Annotated in this window: 19 protein-coding genes; 12 read left to right on the forward strand and 7 right to left on the reverse strand. The window is 72.2% G+C overall.

Annotated features, from left to right (window positions below; all coding sequences use genetic code 11):
- Positions 1 to 22: 22 nt before the first annotated feature.
- Entirely contained in the window at positions 23 to 1,246 is a 1,224-nt protein-coding gene (locus AC5L3C_RS11205; protein ID WP_493648824.1) for an acetyl-CoA C-acetyltransferase, read from the reverse strand.
- A gap of 147 nt (positions 1,247 to 1,393) precedes the next feature.
- Between AC5L3C_RS11205 and mce the strand changes: the two genes are divergently transcribed.
- From mce to AC5L3C_RS11240, 7 genes are all read left to right on the forward strand, one after another.
- Positions 1,394 to 1,834, forward strand: a complete 441-nt coding sequence (gene mce / locus AC5L3C_RS11210; RefSeq protein WP_493648825.1) for a methylmalonyl-CoA epimerase — start codon at positions 1,394 to 1,396, stop codon at positions 1,832 to 1,834.
- Between the two features lie 230 nt (positions 1,835 to 2,064).
- Positions 2,065 to 5,913, forward strand: coding sequence for a polarized growth protein Scy (gene scy / locus AC5L3C_RS11215; protein ID WP_493648827.1), 3,849 nt, complete (start codon positions 2,065 to 2,067; stop codon positions 5,911 to 5,913).
- A gap of 183 nt (positions 5,914 to 6,096) precedes the next feature.
- A complete protein-coding gene (locus AC5L3C_RS11220; protein ID WP_125504172.1) occupies positions 6,097 to 7,035 on the forward strand; it encodes a coiled-coil domain-containing protein in 939 nt (312 codons plus the stop codon).
- 73 nt (positions 7,036 to 7,108) lie between these two features.
- Positions 7,109 to 8,071: an ABC transporter ATP-binding protein gene (locus tag AC5L3C_RS11225; RefSeq protein ID WP_493648828.1), complete on the forward strand. Its 963-nt coding sequence runs from the start codon at positions 7,109 to 7,111 to the stop codon at positions 8,069 to 8,071.
- 5 nt (positions 8,072 to 8,076) lie between these two features.
- On the forward strand, positions 8,077 to 8,850 hold the full coding sequence (locus AC5L3C_RS11230; RefSeq protein ID WP_493648830.1) for an ABC transporter permease: 774 nt from the start codon (positions 8,077 to 8,079) through the stop codon (positions 8,848 to 8,850).
- 118 nt (positions 8,851 to 8,968) lie between these two features.
- The gene (locus AC5L3C_RS11235; RefSeq protein WP_493648832.1) at positions 8,969 to 10,225 is read left to right on the forward strand and encodes an ABC transporter ATP-binding protein; all 1,257 of its coding nucleotides are present in this window, start codon (positions 8,969 to 8,971) and stop codon (positions 10,223 to 10,225) included.
- Positions 10,222 to 11,094: an ABC transporter permease gene (locus AC5L3C_RS11240; RefSeq protein ID WP_493648833.1), complete on the forward strand. Its 873-nt coding sequence runs from the start codon at positions 10,222 to 10,224 to the stop codon at positions 11,092 to 11,094. Before AC5L3C_RS11235 ends, AC5L3C_RS11240 begins: the two co-directional genes overlap by 4 nt.
- A gap of 20 nt (positions 11,095 to 11,114) precedes the next feature.
- On the opposite strand, the gene AC5L3C_RS11245 is transcribed toward AC5L3C_RS11240, so the two are convergent.
- Positions 11,115 to 11,447 (reverse strand): Rv1322 family protein, encoded by a 333-nt coding sequence (locus tag AC5L3C_RS11245; RefSeq protein ID WP_125504177.1) that lies wholly within the window; start codon positions 11,445 to 11,447, stop codon positions 11,115 to 11,117.
- A gap of 245 nt (positions 11,448 to 11,692) precedes the next feature.
- Between AC5L3C_RS11245 and AC5L3C_RS11250 the strand changes: the two genes are divergently transcribed.
- The gene (locus tag AC5L3C_RS11250) at positions 11,693 to 12,721 is read left to right on the forward strand and encodes an LLM class flavin-dependent oxidoreductase (protein ID WP_493648835.1); all 1,029 of its coding nucleotides are present in this window, start codon (positions 11,693 to 11,695) and stop codon (positions 12,719 to 12,721) included.
- Positions 12,722 to 12,812: 91 nt separating this feature from the next.
- On the opposite strand, the gene AC5L3C_RS11255 is transcribed toward AC5L3C_RS11250, so the two are convergent.
- Positions 12,813 to 13,205 (reverse strand): SCO5389 family protein, encoded by a 393-nt coding sequence (locus AC5L3C_RS11255; RefSeq protein ID WP_125504179.1) that lies wholly within the window; start codon positions 13,203 to 13,205, stop codon positions 12,813 to 12,815.
- A gap of 301 nt (positions 13,206 to 13,506) precedes the next feature.
- On the opposite strand from AC5L3C_RS11255, the gene nucS reads away from it, so the two are divergent.
- The gene (gene nucS / locus AC5L3C_RS11260; protein ID WP_493648836.1) at positions 13,507 to 14,178 is read left to right on the forward strand and encodes an endonuclease NucS; all 672 of its coding nucleotides are present in this window, start codon (positions 13,507 to 13,509) and stop codon (positions 14,176 to 14,178) included.
- A 75-nt stretch (positions 14,179 to 14,253) separates the two neighbouring features.
- On the opposite strand, the gene AC5L3C_RS11265 is transcribed toward nucS, so the two are convergent.
- The 3 genes from AC5L3C_RS11265 to AC5L3C_RS11275 all read right to left on the reverse strand — a co-directional run bounded on the left by AC5L3C_RS11265 (position 14,254) and on the right by AC5L3C_RS11275 (position 18,416).
- A complete protein-coding gene (locus tag AC5L3C_RS11265; RefSeq protein WP_493648838.1) occupies positions 14,254 to 16,815 on the reverse strand; it encodes an ATP-binding protein in 2,562 nt (853 codons plus the stop codon).
- Between the two features lie 263 nt (positions 16,816 to 17,078).
- Entirely contained in the window at positions 17,079 to 17,402 is a 324-nt protein-coding gene (locus tag AC5L3C_RS11270) for an STAS domain-containing protein (RefSeq protein ID WP_125504182.1), read from the reverse strand.
- A 165-nt stretch (positions 17,403 to 17,567) separates the two neighbouring features.
- A complete protein-coding gene (locus AC5L3C_RS11275; protein ID WP_493648840.1) occupies positions 17,568 to 18,416 on the reverse strand; it encodes a 3-hydroxyacyl-CoA dehydrogenase family protein in 849 nt (282 codons plus the stop codon).
- A 252-nt stretch (positions 18,417 to 18,668) separates the two neighbouring features.
- Here AC5L3C_RS11275 and AC5L3C_RS11280 point away from each other — a divergent pair, with 252 nt between their 5' ends.
- Complete coding sequence (locus AC5L3C_RS11280; RefSeq protein ID WP_493648841.1) at positions 18,669 to 19,241, forward strand: cob(I)yrinic acid a,c-diamide adenosyltransferase; 573 nt, start codon at positions 18,669 to 18,671, stop codon at positions 19,239 to 19,241.
- Between the two features lie 16 nt (positions 19,242 to 19,257).
- Here the strand turns inward: AC5L3C_RS11280 and AC5L3C_RS11285 are convergent, their stop codons facing one another.
- Positions 19,258 to 19,842, reverse strand: coding sequence for a hypothetical protein (locus AC5L3C_RS11285; protein WP_493648843.1), 585 nt, complete (start codon positions 19,840 to 19,842; stop codon positions 19,258 to 19,260).
- A 152-nt stretch (positions 19,843 to 19,994) separates the two neighbouring features.
- On the opposite strand from AC5L3C_RS11285, the gene AC5L3C_RS11290 reads away from it, so the two are divergent.
- Positions 19,995 to 21,197 (forward strand): sensor histidine kinase, encoded by a 1,203-nt coding sequence (locus tag AC5L3C_RS11290; RefSeq protein ID WP_493648844.1) that lies wholly within the window; start codon positions 19,995 to 19,997, stop codon positions 21,195 to 21,197.
- Positions 21,197 to 21,838 carry a response regulator gene (locus AC5L3C_RS11295; protein WP_493648846.1) on the forward strand — a complete coding sequence of 214 codons (642 nt, stop codon included), beginning with the start codon at positions 21,197 to 21,199 and terminating at the stop codon, positions 21,836 to 21,838. Before AC5L3C_RS11290 ends, AC5L3C_RS11295 begins: the two co-directional genes overlap by 1 nt.
- The last annotated feature ends 47 nt before the right edge of the window (positions 21,839 to 21,885 follow it).

Below are 21,885 nucleotides of genomic sequence, written 5' to 3' on the forward strand. Positions count from 1 at the left end.
AGTAAGGAAACCGAAACCGGGCTCAGGCCTTGGGTACCCGCACGATCAGCGCGTCACCCTGACCGCCGCCGCCGCACAGCGCCGCCGCGCCGACCCCGCCACCGCGCCGCTTCAGCTCCAGCGCCAGGTGCAGCACGAGCCGCGCGCCGGACATCCCGATCGGGTGACCGAGGGCGATGGCGCCGCCGTTGACGTTCACCTTTTCAGTGGAAACGCCCAGGTCCTTCATTGACTGCACGGCGACCGCGGCGAAGGCCTCGTTGATCTCGATCAGGTCGAGGTCGGAGACCTCCAGGCCCTCCTTCTTCAGCGCGTGCCGGATGGCGTTGGACGGCTGCGACTGGAGCGAGTTGTCCGGGCCGGCCACGTTGCCGTGGGCGCCGATCTCGGCGATCCACTCCAGGCCCAGCTCCTGCGCCTTGGCCTTGCTCATCACGACCACGGCCGCCGCACCGTCCGAGATCTGCGAGGAGGAGCCGGCGGTGATGGTGCCGTCCTTGGAGAAGGCCGGGCGCAGCCTGCCGAGCGACTCGGCCGTGGTGTCGCCCCGGATGCCCTCGTCCCTGCTGAACAGCACCGGGTCGCCCTTGCGCTGCGGGATCTCGACCGGGGTGATCTCGGCCTCGAAGACGCCGTTCTTCTGCGCGGCGGCGGCGCGCTGGTGGGACAGGGCGGCGATCTCGTCCTGCTCGGGGCGGGCGATGCCGAGGCGGGTGTTGTGCTTCTCGGTGGACTCGCCCATGGCGACGTTCTCGAAGGAGTCCGTCAGACCGTCGTGGGCCATGGAGTCGAGCATCTGGACCGCGCCGTACTTGAAGCCCTCGCGGGACTTGGGCAGCAGGTGCGGGGCGTTGGTCATGGACTCCTGGCCGCCGGCGACGACCACGTCGAACTCGCCCGCGCGGATCAGTTGGTCCGCGAGCGCGATGGCGTCGAGACCGGAGAGGCACACCTTGTTGACCGTGAGCGCCGGGACGTTCATCGGGATGCCGGCCTTGACGGCGGCCTGGCGGGCCGGGATCTGCCCCGCCCCGGCCTGGAGCACCTGCCCCATGATCACGTACTGGACCTGGTCGCCGCCGATCCCCGCACGGTCGAGGGCGGCCTTGATCGCGAAGCCGCCGAGGTCGGCTCCGGAGAAGGACTTCAGCGAGCCGAGCAGCCGCCCCATGGGGGTGCGGGCGCCCGCGACGATCACGGAGGTCGTGCCGTTCGTTGCGGATGATGCGGAAGATGCGGAAGACATGAGCTGCGATCCCCTTCCGGCTGCACAGCCGAGGAGTGAACGAGGGTTTACTTCGAATGTACTGACGTGCGGTGGACGCCGTCATCGGCCTTTCGGTGTGATCGCGCGCACGTTGCGTAACCACCGCGGGAGCGCTGGACTGATTCCATGCTGACGCGAATCGACCACATCGGGATCGCCTGCTTCGACCTGGACCGGACCGTGGAGTTCTACCGGGCCACCTACGGCTTCGAGGTCTTCCACTCCGAGGTCAACGAGGAGCAGGGCGTGCGCGAGGCCATGCTGAAGATCAACGACACCTCCGACGGCGGGGCCTCCTACCTGCAACTGCTCGAGCCGACCCGGGAGGACTCCGCCGTCGCCAAGTGGCTGGCGAAGAACGGGGAGGGCGTCCACCACATCGCTTTCGGTACGGCGGATGTGGACGCGGAGTCGGCCGGCATCAAGGAGAAGGGCGTACGCGTTCTGTACGAAGAGCCCCGGCGCGGCTCCATGGGGTCACGGATCACCTTCCTGCACCCCAAGGACTGCCATGGCGTACTGACAGAACTGGTCACTTCCGCGCCCGTTGAGTCGTCCGAGCACTGACCCACGTACATAAGGGCCGGTAGGGTTGGGTCTGGTCGCCGCTCCTTGTGTGGTGACCGAGTCCCGTCGTCTTTGGCGACGGGATCGCCGGGGTCCGGGTTTCGGGGGGCGAGCGCGGGGCAGCAGCCCATGCTCCGCCGTTGATCTGACACCATTCCCCCGGGGGCCCCGTTCAGCGGTTGGACGGAGCTCGGCCAGACTTGCGACCAGGGGACGGATGGGACCGCGCAGTGCGGGGCTACGAGAGCCAGGAGCGAGAGCCGGCGGCTGACGTCGACCACCTCACTCGGTTCGAAGCCGAGATGAAGCGGCTGAAGACCGAGCGGGAAAAGGCGATCCAGCACGCCGAGGACCTCGGCTACCAGGTCGAGGTGCTGCGCGCCAAGCTGCACGAGGCGCGGCGCACCATCATGTCCCGGCCCGCCTACGACGGCGGCGATCTCGGTTACCAGGCCGAGCAGTTGCTGCGGAACGCGCAGTTGCAGGCCGACCAGTTGCGCGCGGACGCCGAGCGGGAGCTGAGCCAGGCCCGGGCGCAGACCCAGCGCATCCTCCAGGAGCACGCGGAGCAGGCCGCCCGGCTGCAGGCGGAGCTGCACCAGGAGGCGGTGACGCGGCGCCAGCAGCTCGACCACGAGCTGGCGGAGCGCCGCCAGACCGTCGAGGCCCACGTCAACGAGAACGTGGCGTGGGCGGAGCAGCTGCGGGCCCGCACCGAGGAGCAGGCCCGCCGGCTGATGGAGGAGACCCGCGCGGAGCGGGAGCAGGCCATGGCCGCCGCCCGCGAGGAGGCCGAGCGGCTGACGGCCGAGGCCCGCCGGCGGTTGCAGAGCGAGGCCGAGGCGGCCCGCGCGGAGGCCGAGCAGCTGCTGCGCCGGGCCCGCGCGGACGCGGACCGGCTGATGAACACGGCGACCACGGAGGCGCAGGAGGCCGCCCAGCACGCCGAACAGGTGCGGACGTCCACGGCCACCGAGTCGGAGTCGGCCCGCCGCGAGGCCCAGGAGCTGGCCAAGGCCGCCGAGCAGCGCATGACGGAGGCCGAGAGCGCGCTGCGCGAGGCGCGTGCCGAGGCGGAGAAGGTGCTCACCGAGGCGAAGGAGGCCGCCGACAAGGCGCTCGCCTCCGCCGAGGCCGCCAACGAGACCCGTACGCGCACCGCCAAGGAGCAGGTGGCGCGGTTGGTCAGCGAGGCCACCAAGGAGGCCGAGACCACCAAGGCGGACGCCGAGCAGTTGGTCGCCGAGGCCCGCGCGGAGGCCGAGAAGATCGTCGCGGAGGCCGCCGAGAAGGCCCGCGCGCTCACCGCGGAGGAGTCCGCCACCCAGCTGTCCAAGGCGGCCAGGACCGCCGAGGACGTGCTCAACAAGGCTTCCGAGGAGGCCAAGCAGACCACGAAGGCGGCGGCCGAGGAGGCGGAGCGGATCCGCAGCGAGGCCGAGGCGGAGGCCGACCGGCTGCGCGCGGAGGCGCACGACATCGCGCAGCAGCTCAAGGGCGCGGCGAAGGACGACACCAAGGAGTACCGCGCCAAGACCGTCGAGCTGCAGGAGGAGGCGCGCCGGCTGCGCGGCGAGGCCGAGCAGCTGCGTGCGGACGCGGTCGCCGAGGGCGAGAAGATCCGCGCGGAGGCCCGCAAGGAGGCCGTGGCGCAGATCGAGGAGGCGGCCAGGTCCGCCGAGGAGCTGCTGGCCAAGGCCAAGGCCGACGCCGACGAACTGCGCTCCACCGCGCAGACGGACAGCGAGAAGGTCCGCACCGAGGCCATCGAGCGGGCCACGACGCTGCGCCGGCAGGCCGAGGAGACGCTGGACCGCACGCGCAAGGAGGCCGAGCGGCACCGCGCGGAGGCCGTCGAGCAGGCGGACGCGCTCAAGGAGGACGCCGAGCGGGCCGCGCGCGAGCTGCGCGAGGAGACCGAGCGGGCCGTCGAGGAGCGCCGCGCGGAGGCCGCGGACGAACTGACCCGGCTGCACACGGAGGCCGAGGAGCGGCTCGCCGCCGCCGAGCGGGCGCTGAGCGACGCGCGCGAAGAGGCCGGCCGGATCCGCCGCGAGGCGACCGAGGAGGGCGAGCGGCTGCGCAGCGAGGCCGCCGAGCGGATCCGTGCGCTCCAGCAGCAGGCGGAGGACGAGGCCGAGCGGCTGCGTGACGAGGCCGCGGCCGACGCGTCGGCCGCCCGCGCGGAGGGCGAGTCCGTCGCCGTGCGGCTGCGGTCGGAGGCCGCGGCCGAGGCGGAGCGGCTGAAGTCGGAGGCGCAGGACAGCGCCGACCGGGTGCGCGCGGAGGCGCAGGCCGCCGCGGAGCGGATCGGTACGGAGGCGTCCGAGACGCTGGCCGCCGCGCAGGAGGAGGCGGCCCGGCGGCGGCGCGAGGCCGAGGAGCTTCTCGGTGCCGCCCGGCAGGAGGCCGACCAGGAGCGCGAGCGGGCGCGCGAGCAGAGCGAGGAGCTGCTGGCCTCGGCGCGCACCCGTGTGGAGGAGGCCCAGGCCGAGGCCGTACGTCTGGTCGAGGAGGCGGACCGGCGCGCCACGGAGATGGTGTCGGCGGCCGAGCAGCACGCCCAGCAGGTGCGGGACTCCGTCGCGGGGCTGCACGAGCAGGCGCAGGAGGAGATCACCGGGCTGCGTTCCGCCGCCGAGCACGCCGCGGAGCGCACCCGCCGCGAGGCCGAGGAGGAGGCGGACCGGGTCCGCGCCGACGCCTACGCGGAGCGGGAGCGGGCGAGCGAGGACGCGAGCCGGCTGCGGCGCGAGGCCAACGAGGAGACGGAGGCCGCCAAGTCGCTGGCCGAGCGCACCGTCTCGGAGGCGATCACGGAGGCCGACCGGATCCGCGCGGAGGTGTCCGAGCACGCCCAGCGGCTGCGTACGCAGGCCTCGGACGCCGTCGCCGAGGCCGAGCAGGCCGCCGCGCGCACCCGGGCGGACGCCCGCGAGGACGCCAACCGGATCCGCTCGGACGCGGCGACGCAGGCGGACACGCTCATCACGCAGGCGCGCGGCGAGGCCGAGCGGCTCACCGAGGACACCATCACGGAGACCGACCGGCTGCGCACCGAGTCGGTCGCCAAGGCGGAGAAGCTGATCGCGGACGCGACCGGCGACGCGGAGCGGCTGCGGGCCGAGGCCGCCGAGACGGTGGGGTCGGCGCAGACGCGGGCGGAGCGGCTGCGCCAGGAGGCCGAGCGGGTCAGGTCCGAGGCGGAGTCCGAGGCCGAGCGGCTGGTGGCCACCGCGCGGGAGGAGGCCGAGCGGACGCTGGACGAGGCCCGTCAGGAGGCCAACAAGCGGCGTTCGGAGGCGGCCGAGCAGGTCGACACGCTCATCACGGAGACCACCGCCGAGGCGGACAAGCTGCTCACCGAGGCGCAGCAGCAGGCGCAGAAGACGACGGCGGACGCCGAGTCGCAGGCGGACGCGATGGTCGGCGCGGCCCGCACGGAGGCCGAGCGGCTGGTGTCCGAGGCGACCGTCGAGGGTAACTCGCGCGTGGAGAAGGCCCGTACGGACGCGGACGAGCTGCTCGTCGGCGCGCGTCGGGACGCCACGCAGATCAGGGAGCGCGCGGAGGAGCTGCGCGACCGCATCACCGGTGAGATCGAGGAGCTGCACGAGCGGGCCCGCCGGGAGGCGGCGGAGACGATGAAGTCGACGGGCGACCGCTGCGACGCGCTGATCAAGGCCGCCGAGGAGCAGCTCGCCAAGGCGGAGGCGAAAGCCAAGGAGATCGTGTCCGAGGCCAACTCCGAGGCGGGCAAGGTGCGTATCGCCGCCGTGAAGAAGGCCGAGGGTCTGCTGAAGGAGGCGGAGCAGAAGAAGGCCACGCTCGTGAAGGAGGCCGAGGAGCTGAAGGCCGAGGCGGTCCGCGAGGCGCGGCGCACGGTCGAGGAGGGCAAGCGCGAGCTGGAGGTGCTGGTGCGGCGCCGCGAGGACATCAACGCGGAGATCTCCCGCGTGCAGGATGTGCTGGAGGCGCTGGAGTCCTTCGAGGCTCCCGGGGGCGGCAAGGACAGCGGGGTCAAGGCGGGGGCCACGGCGGGTGCTACCCGTACGAGTGGCAAGTCAACCGATAGCTAGCAAACCGGGCCAAATCCCCTGTACGGTGAGGGCTTTGATCATGCCTTTGGCAAGCCTTCCGGCGGCGAGCCACTCAAAAGGGGTGTCATTCTCCGTATCAAACGTGCATCCGCTCGATGACACAGCGCTTCGGCCCCTAGGATTCCCCCTATCACCTCACCGGTCTCATTCGACAGGAACCCCATGAGCGACACTTCCCCCTACGGCTTCGAGCTTGTGCGGCGTGGATACGACCGCGCTCAGGTGGACGAACGTATCTCCAAGCTCGTCTCCGACCGTGACAGCGCTCTCGCCCGCATCACCGCTCTGGAAAAGCGCATCGAAGAGCTCCACCTCGAGACGCAGAACGCCCAGGCCCAGGTCAACGACGCAGAGCCGTCGTACGCGGGTCTCGGCGCGCGCGTGGAGAAGATCCTCCGTCTCGCCGAGGAGGAGGCCAAGGACCTGCGCGAGGAGGCACGGCGCGCCGCGGAGCAGCACCGCGAGCTCGCCGAGTCCGCCGCCCAGCAGGTGCGCAACGACGCCGAGTCGTACGCCGCCGAGCGCAAGGCCAAGGCGGAGGACGAGGGCGTCCGGATCGTCGAGAAGGCCAAGGGCGAGGCGTCCCAGCTGCGTTCCGAGGCGCAGAAGGACGCGCAGTCCAAGCGGGAGGAGGCGGACGCCCTCTTCGAGGAGACCCGCGCCAAGGCCGCCCAGGCCGCCGCCGACTTCGAGACGAACCTCGCCAAGCGCCGCGAGCAGTCCGAGCGGGACCTGGCCTCGCGTCAGGCCAAGGCCGAGAAGCGCCTCGCGGAGATCGAGCACCGCGCGGAGCAGCTGCGTCTGGAGGCAGAGAAGCTGCGCACCGACGCCGAGCGCCGGGCCCGCCAGACGGTGGAGACCGCCCAGCGCCAGGCCGAGGACATCGTGGCCGACGCCAACGCCAAGGCGGACCGCATCCGTTCGGAGTCCGAGCGCGAGCTCGCGGCGCTGACCAACCGCCGCGACTCCATCAACGCCCAGCTGACCAACGTCCGCGAGATGCTGGCGACGCTCACCGGTGCGGCGGTGGCCGCGACCGGCGCGCCGGCCACCGAGGACGAGCCGATCTCCCGCGGGGTTCCGGCTCAGCAGTCCCGGTAACGGCGACCGGATCCCGGCGAAGCCCTCTGCCACTGAGGTGGCAGGGGGCTTTGTCCCGTTTTAGCGTGGCCGCATGATCGAGCTCGAGGGGCTGACCAAGCGGTACGGCGAGAAGGTGGCGGTGAACAACCTGACCTTCACCGTCCGGCCGGGCATCGTCACCGGCTTCCTCGGCCCCAACGGCGCCGGCAAGTCGACCACCATGCGGATGATCCTGGGCCTGGATCACCCGACCGCCGGGGACGTGCGGATCGAGGGCACGCACTACCACCGGCTCAAGGACCCGCTCACCTGCATCGGGGCGCTGCTGGAGGCGAAGGGCGCGCACCCCGGGCGCAGCGCCTACAACCACCTGCTGTGCCTCGCCCAGAGCAACGGACTCCCCGCGCGCCGGGTGGACGAGGTGCTGGACGCGGTGGGGCTGACCGCGGTCGCGCGGAAGAAGGCCAGGGGGTTCTCGCTCGGCATGGGACAGCGGCTGGGCATCGCCGCCGCGCTGCTCGGCGACCCGCGCATCCTGATGTTCGACGAGCCGGTCAACGGCCTCGACCCCGAGGGCATCCACTGGATCCGCACGCTGATGAAATCGCTCGCCGCCCAGGGCCGCACGGTCTTCGTCTCCTCCCATCTGATGAGCGAGATGGCGCTGACCGCCGACCACCTGGTGGTCATCGGGCAGGGCCGGCTGCTCGCCGACACCTCCATGGCCGACTTCATCAAGCGGAACTCGCGCTCCTACGTGCGGGTGCGCAGCCCGCAGCGGGAACAGCTGCTGGACGCCCTGCACCGGAGCGGGATGAGCGCCGTGGAGAGCGGTGACGGGGCGCTGGAGGTGGACGGGGCCGCGGCGGAGGACATCGGGGAGCTGGCGGCCCGGGACGGGCTGACGCTGCACGAGCTGAGCCCGCAGCAGGCCTCCCTGGAGGAGGCGTTCATGCAGCTGACCGCGGAGTCGGTGGAGTACCACGCGCACGCCGCCCCCGGCGCACCCGCGTCCGGGGCGCAGCAGTGGGGCGCGAGCTGGAAGAAGGGCTGAGCGGCATGGCGGCGACACAGGTCGTACGGTCGGAGTGGACCAAGATCCGGTCGGTGGCGTCCACCGTGTGGACGCTGTCGCTCGCGGTGGTCGTCACCATCGCGCTCGGCATGCTGATCTCGGCCCTGTCGCGGAGCGAGTTCGACTCCCTCAGCGCCCGGGACCGGGCGGACTTCGACCCGACGTTCATCAGCTTCGCCGGGATGAGTCTCGGTCAGCTGGCGATGATCGTGTTCGGGGTGCTGGTGGTGTCGAACGAGTACAGCACCGGCATGATCCGCGTCTCGCTGGCGGCCGTGCCGCAGCGCGGCACCTTCCTGTTCAGCAAGCTCGCGGTCGCCACCGTGCTGGCCCTGGTCGTCTCCATGGCCACCAGCTTCGCCACCTTCTTCCTGGGCCAGGCCATGCTCGGCGAGCACAAGGCGTCCATCGACGACGACGGGGTGCTGCGGGCGGTCTTCGGCGGCGGTCTCTACATGACGCTGATCGCGCTGTTCTCCATGGGCGTCGCCGCGATGCTGCGCTCCCCCATGCTGTCGCTGGGCATCCTGATGCCGTTCTTCTTCCTGATCTCGAACGTCCTCGGCAACGTGGACGCCACGAAGAAGGTCGGCCGGTTCCTGCCCGACCAGGCCGGCAGCAAGATCATGCAGGTGGTCCCGCCGCTGGACGACGACACCCCGTACGGCCCCTGGGGCGGGCTGGGCATCATGGCGCTGTGGGTGGCCGCCGCGGTGATCGGCGGTTACGTGCTGCTGAAGAGGCGCGACGCGCAGTGAAGGACGCCCGGGCCGGTTTTTACCCGGGCTTGGCCGGAACCGTCAGCGCCCCGATATCCTCCTAACCCTTACGGGGGCGTGTGCCCTGCTGTCCTGAACCTTTCGATGGGTGCGGAGCATGATCGAGGCAGTCGGCCTGACCAAGCGGTACGGCGACAAGACCGCTGTGTACAACCTTTCCTTCCAGGTGCGACCCGGCGCCGTCACCGGATTCCTGGGCCCCAACGGCTCCGGCAAGTCGACGACGATGCGGATGATCCTCGGTCTGGACAACCCCACCGCGGGCCGGGTCACGATCGGCGGCTATCCGTACCGCAAGCTGCCCAACGCACCCCGTCAGGTCGGCGCGCTGCTGGACGCCAAGGCGGTGCACGGCGGGCGGTCGGCCCGCAACCACCTGCTGAGCCTGGCCCAGCTGTCGGGCATCCCGGCCCGCCGCGTGGACGAGGTCCTGGGCGTCGTGGGCCTGCACGACGTGGCGCGCAGGCGGTCGAAGGGCTTCTCCCTGGGCATGGGCCAGCGGCTGGGCATCGCCGCCGCGCTGCTCGGCGACCCCCAGGTGCTGCTCTTCGACGAGCCCGTCAACGGTCTCGACCCCGAGGGCATCCTCTGGGTGCGCAACCTGATGAAGGCACTGGCCTCGGAGGGCCGCACCGTCTTCGTCTCCTCCCATCTGATGAGCGAGATGGCGCTGACCGCCGACCACCTCATCGTGATCGGCCGCGGCCAGCTGCTCGCCGACATGAGCGTGACCGACTTCATCTCCGCCAACTCCGCCGACTTCGCGCGGGTGCGCACCCCGGACTCCGAGCCGCAGCAGCGCGAGAAGCTGTCCGCCGCGCTCACCGAGGCCGGCGGCCATGTGCTGCCGGAGCAGGACGGCGCGCTGCGGGTGACGGGACTGCCGCTGCCGCGCATCAGCGACATCGCCCACGGCAGCGACGTACGGCTGTGGGAGCTGTCGCCGCACCAGGCCTCGCTGGAGGAGGCGTACATGCGGATGACGCAGGGCGCCGTGGACTACCGGTCGACCACCGACCAGAAGGCGGGGCTCCAGCAGCCGCTGCCGCCGGGCGCGCAGCCGCCGATGCCGGTCCCGGGGCAGGGCCAGCCCGGCTGGTACGCGCCCCCGCCGCCACAGCACGGCGCGCAGCCCTTCGCGGCTCCGGCGCCGCAGGGCGTGCCCGCGCAGGCCCCCTCGGGCCCCTACGGCGCTCCGGGAGCCCCGGGCGCGGCCCCGGGTGCCCCCTCCCCCAGCCCGTACGCGCAGACCGCTCCGCAGGCCGCCCAGGCCCCGGCGCATCCCGCTCCGCCCGCCGCCGCGCCCCCGTCCGCCCCCGCCGCCGACCCGACCAAGCCCGAGGACGCCCGATGAGCACGCCCCCGCCCCCGATGCCGCAGAGCGCCGCACCCGAATGGCAGGCGGCACCCGACTCCCCGTACCCCGGCTACACCTCGCCGATCCCGGTGGTGCGCACGCACCTCGGGCACGCGCTCACCTCCGAGTGGACGAAGATCAAGTCCGTGCGCTCCACGATGTGGACGCTGGGCGTCTTCATGCTGCTGGTGGTCGGCATCGGTCTGCTGACCGGGCTCGTGATCGTGAACTCCGACCCGGACCTGGGCGACGAGAGCCCGCTGTTCCTGGGCTTCTTCGGACTGCTCCTCGGCACCATGTGCCTCATCACGCTGGGCGTGCTGACCACCGCCTCGGAGTACGGCACGGGCATGATCCGCACCACGATGGTCGCCTGTCCCTCGCGCGGACGCGTGCTCGCGGCGAAGGCCCTGGTCTTCTTCCTGCTGGCCTTCGTGGTGACACTGGCGTGCGCCGGGCTCATCGGCCTGCTGCACGTGGCGATGCTGGAGGGCTACAACGCCAAGGAGCCCACCGGCGAGGAGTGGCTGAAGGGCACCGTCGGCGTCTCGCTCTACCTGGCGCTGCTCGGCACGCTGTCGCTGGCGATCGGTTCCATCGTCCGGCACTCGGCGGGCGCCATCACCATCATGATCGGCGCCGTGCTCGCCCCGCTGGTGATCGCGCTGTTCATGTTCTCGTCCTCGCTCCAGGACGTGCAGCAGGCGCTGTTCGAGTACTCCATCCCGAACCAGATCAGCATCTTCTACGCCAATTCCCTCTCCGACACCGGGCCGTCCGGCTGGGACCCGCTGTGGATCATGCTGGTCCTCACGGGCGTCGCGCTCGCCGGCGCCTTCGCGCTGCTGGAGAAGCGGGACGTGTGAGGCGGGAGGCGTAGGCCGGCTCAGAACCTCGGCGCGTTACGGGACCGCTGCACCCGCGTGGTGCGGCGGTCCTTCGCGTTCCAGCACGCCTTGTGCCAGTGCCGGCGCTCGTCGACGCCCGAGTGCTCCGGCCAGGCCACCACGTGGGGCACTCCGTCCGGGATCAGCTGGTCGCAGCCGGGGCAGCGGTAGGCCTTGCCCCGCGCGCTGGCGCCCGCCACGTGGCGCACGCTCCACTCCTCGCCCTGCCAGCTCTCCGTGGACTGCCAGCCGCCGTAGCGCCCGGCACGGTCGTCCTCGGCGCTCCGGCCGGACGAACCGGCTCCCTTGGGTCGGTTGCGACGCGGGGACACAGGACACCTCACGGGGCTATACAGGATGCTGGGGCCGCACACCAGCCTACGCGGCACGGGCCGGGGTACGCGTACGGCACCAATCGCCACAAGTCCCCTCCATGGCGAGGCGGAGCCCCCGCGACAACGGCCCATTCTGCAGACAATCCGCAAAATCGCTCGCGCGGCCGTGTCCTCGGCACGTGTCGGGCGGTTATGCCCTGTGGGGGAGCTCCGCGTCGGAGCCAAGGAAGCAGGAAAAAGCAATGCGCGTTGGAAGTTTCGTGTTGGCCGCCCGGTTCCCCGGGCAGGGCGAGGGAGAGGCACTGCACCGCGCGGTCCGCTCGGCCGAAGCCGCCGAGGAGGCGGGACTCGACTCGGTCTGGCTGGCCGAACACCACTTCGTGCCCTACGGCACGTGCCCGTCCGCCGTCACCCTGGCCGCGCTCCTGCTCGGCCGCACCCGGAGGCTGCGCGTCGGTACGGCGGTCAGTGTGCTGCCCACCGTCCATCCCGTGGCGCTCGGCGAACAGGCCGCGCTGCTGCACATCGCCAGCGGCGGCCGGTTCTCCCTGGGCGTCGGCCGCGGCGGGCCGTGGGTCGACCTGGAGGTGTTCGGCGCCGGCCTCGAGGCGTACGAGAAGGAGTTCCCGGAATCACTCGATCTGCTGGTGCGCTGGCTGCGCGAACCGTCCGTCGGCGCGGACGGCGAGCGCTACCGCTTCCGTGAGGTGCCCGTCGTCCCGCGCCCGTCGGAGGCCCTGACCGAGACCGGGGGCCCGGAGGTGGTCGTCGCCTGCACCTCCCCGGCGAGCGTGCGGCTGGCCGCCGAGCGCGGGCTGCCGATGCTGCTCGGCATGCACGTCGGGGACGAGGAGAAGGCCGAGATGGTCTCCCTGTGGCGGCGGCACGCGCGCGCGTGCGGACGGCCGGCCCGGGAGATCCACCGCGCGGACCATGTCTCGGCCGGCGTGTGCCAGATCGCGGACCGGCGCACGGACGCGGCGGAGACCCTGCTGAAGGCGATGCCCGGCTGGCTGCGGCAGGGTCTGGAGGCCCATGTCACCGTCGACGGGCGACAGCGGCAGATGCGCGACCCGCTGGCGTACACCGAACTGCTCTGCGGGCTGCACCCGGTGGGCACGCCCCGGCTGTGCGCCGACCGGCTCGCCGCGACCAGCGAGCGCACCGGCATCTCCCGCTTCGCCCTGCTCGTCGAGGGTTCCGGCGATCTGGCGGCGACGGAGGAGAACGTACGGCGGCTCGGGGCCGAGGTACTTCCCCAGCTCACCTGAGCGAAGGGGCCCGAGCGGGATCCAGGGAGCTTGCCGCCCCGGTACAGAACCGCACCTCCCGCGTACGGAGCGGCAAGCACATGATGGCGCGTCAGCAGTCGCGCAGTTCCGGCGACTGGTTCAGCAGCTGGTTGCGCACCGAGGTGAAGCGGGCCAGCGTCTCGTCGACCGAGGAGTCAAGCGGGAACACGGCCACCCGGTGGCAGTTCTGGAAGGCCAGCCGTACACCGAAGTGCCGTTGCAGCGCGCCGCGTATCGCGTCACTCGCGAGCGCACGCAGCAGCTGACCGCGCGCCTGCTCGTCCGGCGGAGGCGTCTGGTTGTCGGCGAACTCGCCGCCGTCCACCTTCAGCTGGGCCACCAGGGAGCTGATCATCTCCCACGCGTAGGGCAGGGAGGTCCGGACGCAGTCGACGAAGTCAGCTTCGTCGACCTCGCCTCGCTCGGCCTGTTCGAGTAGGGCCGGTGAGACGTCGAGCGACATGGGTTCTCCTCTCGCACCCCCAACGAGCAGGGGTTGCCTGACAGATAGGGGAGCGCGCGAAATCGAGCACGCTGCGTACACAGTTCGCGACCTCCCGTTCAATACCGTAAGCAACGGACCGTGACGGCACCAGGCGAATGCCCGGATGCGGAACTTCCTGTGGGCAGGTAATCGGCCATCGCCGAACACGCGTTTTCCAGGAGATTCAGGACGTGCCGCACGGGGCGCGGGAGGCGGCTGTGAGGGCGGCACCAAGGGGCGAATCGCCTCGGCCCCAGTCGGTCGAGTAGCGTTGCCGACCATGCGTCTCGTCATTGCCCGCTGCTCCGTGGACTACGCCGGGCGGCTCACCGCGCACCTGCCGTTGGCACCCCGTCTGATCCTGGTCAAGGCGGACGGCAGCGTCTCGATCCATGCCGACGACCGGGCCTACAAGCCCCTGAACTGGATGTCGCCGCCCTGCACGCTGAAGGAGGGCACCGGCGAGGACGAGGGCGTGTGGACCGTCGTCAACAAAGCGGGCGAGAAGCTCATCATCACGATGGAGGAGATCCTCCACGACTCCTCGCACGAGCTGGGCGTCGATCCCGGCCTGATCAAGGACGGCGTGGAAGCACACCTCCAGGAGCTGCTCGCCGACCGCATCGAGATCCTGGGCGAGGGCTACACCCTCATCCGCCGCGAGTACATGACCGCGATCGGACCGGTCGACATCCTGTGCCGGGACGCCGAGGGGCAGACCGTCGCGGTGGAGATCAAGCGGCGCGGCGAGATCGACGGCGTGGAACAGCTCACGCGCTACCTGGAGCTGCTGAACCGGGATCCCCATCTCGCCCCCGTGCGCGGCGTCTTCGCCGCCCAGGAGATCAAGCCGCAGGCCCGGGTGCTCGCGACCGACCGGGGCATCGGCTGCCAGGTGCTCGACTACGACGCGATGCGGGGCATCGAGGACGACAAACTGCGCCTGTTCTGAGCGGTACGCCACCGGCACATGCCAAAGGGCCGGATTCCTTCGGAGAATCCGGCCCTCTCGCGTGACGGCGGCCGGTCAGATCACCGACGGCGAGCCGCTGGGCGTACCCGCGCCGCCGCTCTGCGGGGCATCGGCGGAGGCGTCGGTGGCCACGGGGGTGGAGGGGTCGGTGCCGCTGGCCGTGGTGGACGGCCCTTCGGTGGTCTCCCCATCCGTCGGATCCGGCGAGCCGGTCGGATCCGGCGAGCTCGAGGTCTCGTCCGGGCCCGTCGGCTCTCCCGTGTCGCCCGGTTCCCCCGTGTCGGTCGGGGACTTGGTCGGGGACTTCGAAGGTGACTTGGACGGCGACTTCGACGGCGACTTCGACGGATCGCCGGGCTTCTTCGTGCCGCTGGGTTTGCCCGACGCCTCGCCCGACTCCTCGGCCGTGGGCGTCGGGTCGTCCGTGGTGCCCAGCGTGCCGTCGGGGCCGGGGTCGGTCGGCCGGGTGGTGGCCTCACCGGTGTCCCCGTCGCCCCCGGCCGCCGGGTCGGCGCCGAGGCTGCCGTCGTCGAGGCCCTGGCTTGCGGACGGGTTGACGCCGACGTTCTCCGACGGCGTGCCGGCGTCGTTCTCCGACGTGGCGCCCAGGGTGACCACGGTGCCCAGGACGGCGACGAGCAGCGCGCCCGCGCCGGCCGCCACCAGATTGCGCTTGGCCAGGCCCTTCAGGCCCCCGCCCGCCTTGGCCGGCGGCTCGGAGGGCGACGACGACGACGACAGCGGCGACGGCACCGTGCGGCTGATGACGTGGGGGGTGTCGGCGGGCGGCTGGAGCGCCGGGAACGCCGTGGGTACCCCGCGCGGCGGCGAGAGCGGCTCCTCGCCGTGGACCTCGGGCACCTCCTCCCCCGCGGCCGGCATGAGGGCGAGCGGGACACCGGAGCGGTCGGCGACCAGGGCCAGCGCCCTGCGCCCCGCCACGGTGCCGCGCTTGTCGGCGAGGGCGCCGCGCAGCCCGATGGACGCCTCCAGCTCGGCGCGCGCCCGGTCGAGCTGTCCGGCGCACAGCGCGTGGATGCCGAGCTCGTGGTGGAAGTAGGCCTGTTCGCCCACGTCCCCGGCGAGCCGGGCGGCCTCCGCACCGGCCCGCAGCGCCTTCTCCCAGGCGCTCCAGTGCATCCCCGAGGCGAACGCCGGGGCGGCGGTGCGGGCGAGCTGCACGGCCGTGCTGGGCTCGCCCTCGCCGGTGGCCGAGGTGAGCGGTGAGAGCACGGCGAGCGCCGCCAGCACCGCGTCGGCCTCGGCGCACACGCGTTCGGGGGTGACCGAGGGGTGGCCGGTCCACCAGGCGTAGTGCTGGGCGGCGGCGCGTGCCTGCTCCTCGGCCTCGGCGGCGTATCCGGCGGCCTCCAGCTGGGCCGGCACCCCGGCGGCGAGCCGGTAGCGGGAGCCGGCCGGGGAGACCAGCCCGCAGGCGGCCAGTTCGCCGAGGGCGGCGTCGGCGTGGGTGTCGCCCACCAGGGCGGGCAGATGCGCCTGGTGCGGCACCTCGCCGCCGAGCGCGACGGCGAACCGCAGGGTGGCGCGGGCGGAGGTGCTGAGCCGGGAGGCGAGCAGCGGGGCGGGCGCGGCGGCCTCGCCGAGCGAGGGCAGGGGCACCTCGTCGCCGTCGACGGGGTCGAGGGGGACCTCGTCGGCCCGAACGTCCTCGAAGACGCCGAACTCGTCGACGGCGCTCGCGCCGGCCCGCAGCCGGTCGCGCTGCCGGAGCAGGGCGCCGGCCTGGACGAAGCGCAGCGGCAGGCCCTCGGACTCGAACCAGAGGTCGCCGGCCCAGTTCGCCTCGTCCTCGGTGAGGCCGCGGCCCACCGCGTGCTCGAGCAGGTCGAGCCCGTCGGAGCGGTCGAGACCGGAGAGGGTGACCTCCTCGACGCCGGCCTCCGCGGAGGGCTCGGGCACGTCCGGGGTGGCGGCGAACAGGAACGCGCACTCCGGGGTGGCCTCCAGCAGTCCGTCGAGGGCGGCGGCGCCGAACTCCAGGTCGTCCAGGACGACGACGGCCCCGATCTCGCGCACGCGGGCGACGACCTCGTCCCGCCGCGGGCGGTGCAGCGGCGCGTCGTGCACACGGTGGAAGAGTTCGTACAGCAGGTCGTCGGCGCCGCGGTTCACGCCGTTGAGCCGGACGACGCCGTCGGGGGCGAGGTCGGCGCAGTCCTCGGCGACGACGTCGAGGAGCCGGGTGCGGCCGGAGCCGGCGGGACCGGTGAGGCGTACCGAGCGGCCGCGGGCGAGCAGCCGGACGAGCTTCTCGCGCTCCTCCTGACGGGCGAGCAGCGGCAGCACGGGCTGCGCGGGGCCCGGCGGGACGGGCGGCAGCGCGGCGCGCTCCGCCTCGGCGCGCCCGGCCTCGGTCAGCTTCACCGGGCGGGCCGGCTCTTCGGCAGGCGGGCAGGGCTCGATCTCGCTGCCGTCGACGGGGTTGACGGTCAGCAGGAAGTCGCCGGAGACGAGCCGCACCGTGCGGGCGAGCGCGGGTGCGTGCTGTCCGAAGTCGGAAGTAAGGGATTCCCTGGGAGGACGCTGGCGCGGCGCACCGGTGTCACCCTCGTGGCCGTGGCCGTACTCCTCGGGTCCCGTGTGGTTCGGGTCCATAGGTCCTAGCCCCCCAAAAGCGTCGTGTGACGGAAGCCCTCCCCGGCCTCGCTGCACACCTCGCTGTCGCTTCTGGTCCGGGCCCGCTCGAGGATTGCAAGGCAGCGGGCAGCCGCACCATAAACCCTCGCTCAGTATCTACGACAGCCCGGGGTACCGTGCCGTCCGAGAGGTCACGGTCTCGTGAGGATTGTGCACGCGTCGCACGGTTCGCAGGGGCCGGCCGGGCCTCCGCCGATCGTCCGCCACCCACCCGTACGGCCTCATACGCGGGGCAGCGTGTCCATCCCGATGCCCCCTTCGATCGCCAGGATCCGGTGCAGCCGGGTGGCCACCAGCAGACGCTGCATCTGCGGCGGCACGTCGCGCAGCACCAGGCGCCGCCCGCACCGGCCGGCCCGTCGGTGGGCTCCCATGATCACACCGAGCCCGGTGGCGTCCCAGGAGTCCAGTTCGGACAGGTCCAGCACGAGGTCGCCGACACCGTCGTCGACGGCCGAATGCAGGACCGTTCGGGCGTCCGCCGCGCTGCGGACGTCGAGGCGGCCCCCGACGACCAGCTCGGCGTGGTCGCCCCTGATGTGCATATGTGCTCCCCGTGATGCGTCTCGTGCTCCGCGTTTTCCGTGCTTTCCGTCAGGCCGGTGATGCAACCTCTGACTGCGTGGCGCCCGCGGAGGTTGCTGCCTGTAAGCGAACCGATACCGAATTCACCCCGGCGTGTGATGCACGCCCGGGGCGCGTGCGCGGTGTCAGTGCTCGTAGAAGCCCTGCCCGCTCTTGCGCCCGATGTCACCGGCGTCAACCATCCGGCGCATCAGCTCGGGGGCGGCGAACTTCTCGTCCTGGGACTCGGTGTAGATGTTGTCCGAGGCGTGCAGCAGGATGTCGACGCCCGTGAGGTCGGCCGTGGCCAGCGGTCCCATGGCGTGGCCGAAGCCCAGCTTGCAGGCCAGGTCGATGTCCTCGGCGCTCGCGACGCCCGACTCGTGGAGCTTGGCGGCCTCGACGACGAGGGCGCAGATGAGGCGGGTGGTGACGAAGCCGGCGACGTCCCGGTTGACGACGATGCAGGTCTTGCCGACGGACTCGGCGAACTCCCGCGCCCGGGCGAGGGTTTCGTCGCTCGTCTTGTAGCCGCGGACCAGCTCGCACAGCTGCATCATCGGCACCGGCGAGAAGAAGTGGGTGCCGACGACGCGCTCCGGGTGCTCCGTCGCGGCCGCGATCTTGGTGATCGGGATGGCGGAGGTGTTGGAGGCGAGCACGGTGTCCTCGCGCACGATCTTGTCGAGGGCCCGGAAGATCTCGTGCTTGACCTCGAGCTTCTCGAACACCGCCTCGACGACGACGTCCGCGTCCGCGCAGGCGTCCAGGTCGGTGGTCGGGGTGATCCGGGCGAGGGCGGCCTCGGCGTCCTTCGCCTCCAGCTTCCCCTTGCCCACGAACTTGTCGTACGACGCCTTGATGCCGTCGGTGCCGCGCGTCAGCGCCTCGTCGGTGACATCGCGCAGGACGACGTCCCAGCCCGCCTGTGCGGAGACCTGGGCGATTCCGGACCCCATGAGACCGGCCCCGATGACGGCGAGCTTGCGTGCCACTGTGCGACTCCCCTGATACGCGCTGTCGTTGTTCTCTACGGGCGGACACTAGCGGGCACCAGCGGCTCTGTGACTGACTTAGTAACGCGTTTCACGTCTCACCCAGTGAGACTCCCGTCACGTCCCCGACGCCACCCGCCTTGCGGGACACCGGGGTTGCGACAACGCGGGCCAAGCGGGGGTCACCCGTGCCGCTCCGGGCCCCGCGGACCACTCCCCCGGCGTAGCGGACGGCGCGACTAGGCTGATCCCATGGTCAACCTGACGCGTATCTACACGAGGACCGGCGACAAGGGCACCACCCATCTCGGTGACATGTCCCGGGTCGCCAAGACCGACCTGCGGATCTCCGCCTACGCCGACGCCAACGAGGCGAACGCGGTGATCGGTACCGCGATCGCGCTGGGCGGCCTGCCCGAGGAGGTCGTCAAGGTCCTCACCCGCGTCCAGAACGACCTGTTCGACGTGGGCGCGGACCTGTCGACGCCCGTGGTGGAGAACCCCGAGTACCCGCCGCTGCGGGTCGAGCAGTTCTACATCGACCGGCTGGAGGCGGACTGCGACCGCTTCAACGAGGAGCTGGACAAGCTCCGCTCCTTCATCCTGCCCGGCGGCACCCCCGGCGCCGCCCTGCTGCACCAGGCCTGCACGGTCGTCCGCCGCGCGGAGCGCTCCACCTGGGCCGCCATGGAGGCGCACGGGGAGACCATGAACCCCCTCACCGCCACCTACCTCAACCGCCTCTCCGACCTCCTGTTCATCCTGGCGCGCATCGCGAACAAGGAGACCGGCGACGTGCTGTGGGTGCCGGGCGGGGAGCGCTGAGCCGGCCCTCCCCGGCTCAGCGCCGGACGCTCTCCTTCTCCCCCGCGGCCCCGTCCCTCAGCTCGCCGGCCGGGGCCCGCTTGGGCCAGATCCAGTAGGCCAGGGCCACCAGGCCGTGGATGCCGGCGACCCGCCAGGCCGTGAACCGCCACGCCTCCAGGGAGGTGCTGCGGCCCGGGTCGCCGACGTACCAGATGGCGAGCTGGAGCAGCACGGTCGCCACGGCGGCGCCGGTCAGCGTGCCCAGCCAGAGCCTGGTCTCGTACCGGGCCCGGGCCGTGCCGTAGCGGGGCGGGCCGGGCGGCCTGGGCGCGCCGCCCAGCCGGTGGGCGGCGTGGCCGTCGAGCCACCGCACCGTGCGGTGGCCGTGGCCGACGGTGTAGCCGATGTAGAGCGCGGCCAGTCCGTGCGTCCAGTTCGGTTCCGCGCCGTTCTTCAGGTCCAGCGCGGTGGCGAGAAGCAGCACGACCTCCAGCAGCGGCTCGCACAGCAGCAGCGCGAGACCGGTGCGCGGCATCTTCAGCAGGTACCGGCAGGCCAGTCCGGCCGCCAGCAGCACCCAGAAACCGATCTCGCAGGCGGCGATCAGGGCGACGATCACGGTTGGCTCCTCTCGGTCACCCCTTCAGGCTCCCGTCCGGGCCGGCCCTGCGCGTCGTCGCGGGCGATGAACTCGCGGTACATCGAAAGATGCAGTCCAGGACCGTTCCCGCGGATCAGGCGCCGGGTGCGCGCACCGTGTTGGATGGTGGCATGGCCGTACGACTGCCCCGTCCGCCCCGCTTCGACGTGTGGCTCGCGCTCGCCGGACTCGCCGGCGGGCTGCTGCTGTGGGGCTTCGGGCTGAGTGTGCGGCCGGGCCACGATCCGGTCGTGCTCTTCGGCGGCCGCTGGCCGCTCCTCGTGCCGCTGGCGGTGATCAGCGCCGGCGAGCTGCTGCGCCGCACCGCCCCGCGCACCGCGCTGCTGACCGGCACCCTGGCGCTGGCCGGGGACACCATGACCCAGGGCAGCGTCGCCACCATCCTGATGTACACCGACCTGATGTACGCCGCCGTCGTGTACGGCACGCCCGCCACCGCCCGTCTCCTGCCCCGGATCACCGGCCTGCTCACGATCGCGGCGACGCTGGTGCCCTACGCCGTGTGGCGGGTGCCGGAGGCACTGCTGATCGGTGTCGTCGTCGGGGCCGTGGCGTTCGGGCCCGCGTCCACAGGCCTCATCGTGCGCAACCACCGCGACGCCGCCGACGCGGCCCGGCTGCGGGCCGAACAGACCGCGCTGCTGGCGGAGATGGACCGCGCCCAGGCGGTGACCGCGGAACGGGCCCGGATGGCACGCGAGTTGCACGACCTGGTCGCCAACCACCTGTCCGCGATCGCCATTCACTCCACGGCCGCGCTCTCCCTGGACAGTCCCGGGACCTCCCGGGAGGCGCTCACCGTGATCCGGGAGAACAGCGTCCAGGGACTGTCCGAAATGCGACGGCTCATCGGCATCCTGCGCGACGGGGACGAGGACCGGGAGCCCGCCGCGACCCCCACCCTCGACAGCCTCGGCACCCTCGTCGACGGCGCCCGCGCCAACGGCCTCGACGTCACCCTGGACGCCGAGTACGACGCCGTCCCCGCGCCGGTCGGACTCGCCGCGTACAGGATGGTGCAGGAGTCGCTGACGAACGCGCTGAAGCACGGCGCGCCGGGACGGGTCACCGTGCGGCTGCGCCGGACGGAGGACGCCCTGGTCCTCCGTGTGACCAGCCCGTACGGCGACCGGGACGCCCCGCGCGCGCCGGGGTCGGGGGCCGGTCTGGCCGGTATGCGGGAGCGGGCCGTGCTGCTGGACGGCACCTTCGAGGCCGGGCCGGAGGGCGGTGCGCAGGGCGGTCCTGAGGGCAAGCTGTGGGTGGTGCGTGCCACCCTCCCGGTCGACGACACCGTGCAAGGAGACACCTGATGATCCGCGTCCTGGTCGCCGAGGACCAGTCCGCCGTCCGTGCGGGACTGGTCCTGATCCTGCGCAGCGCGCCCGGCATCGAGGTCGTGGGCGAGGCGGCGGACGGCGAGCAGGCGGTGGCCCTCGCCCGCGAACTGCGCCCCGACGTGGTGCTGATGGACGTACAGATGCCGCGCCTCGACGGGGTGTCGGCGACCCGGCAGGTGGTCGCGGAGGGGCTCGCCGACGTGCTGGTGCTGACCACGTTCGACCTCGACGAGTACGTGTTCGGGGCGCTGCGGGCCGGGGCCGCCGGGTTCCTGCTGAAGAACACGGAGGCGAAGGACCTCGTCGCGGCGGTGCGCACGGTGGCGGGCGGCGAGGGCATCGTCGCCCCGGCCGTCACCCGGCGGCTGATCGCGGAGTTCGCCGCGCGGCCCGCGCGCCCGGTGTCGGGCGATCCGGCGGTGCTGGATTCCCTCACGCGACGCGAGCGCGAGGTGCTGTCGTGCCTCGGTGAGGGGCTGTCCAACGCGGACATCGCCAAGCGGCTCGACATGGCCGAGGCGACGGTGAAGACGCACGTCAGCCGTCTGCTGGGGAAGCTGGAGCTGCGCAGCCGGGTGCAAGCGGCGGTGCTCGCGCAGGAGTTGGGCGTGTAGCGGGACGGCCGGGGTGACGGCCACCAGAGTGGTCCAGACCTATTGAC

It is taken from the genome of Streptomyces speibonae (assembly GCF_984686075.1).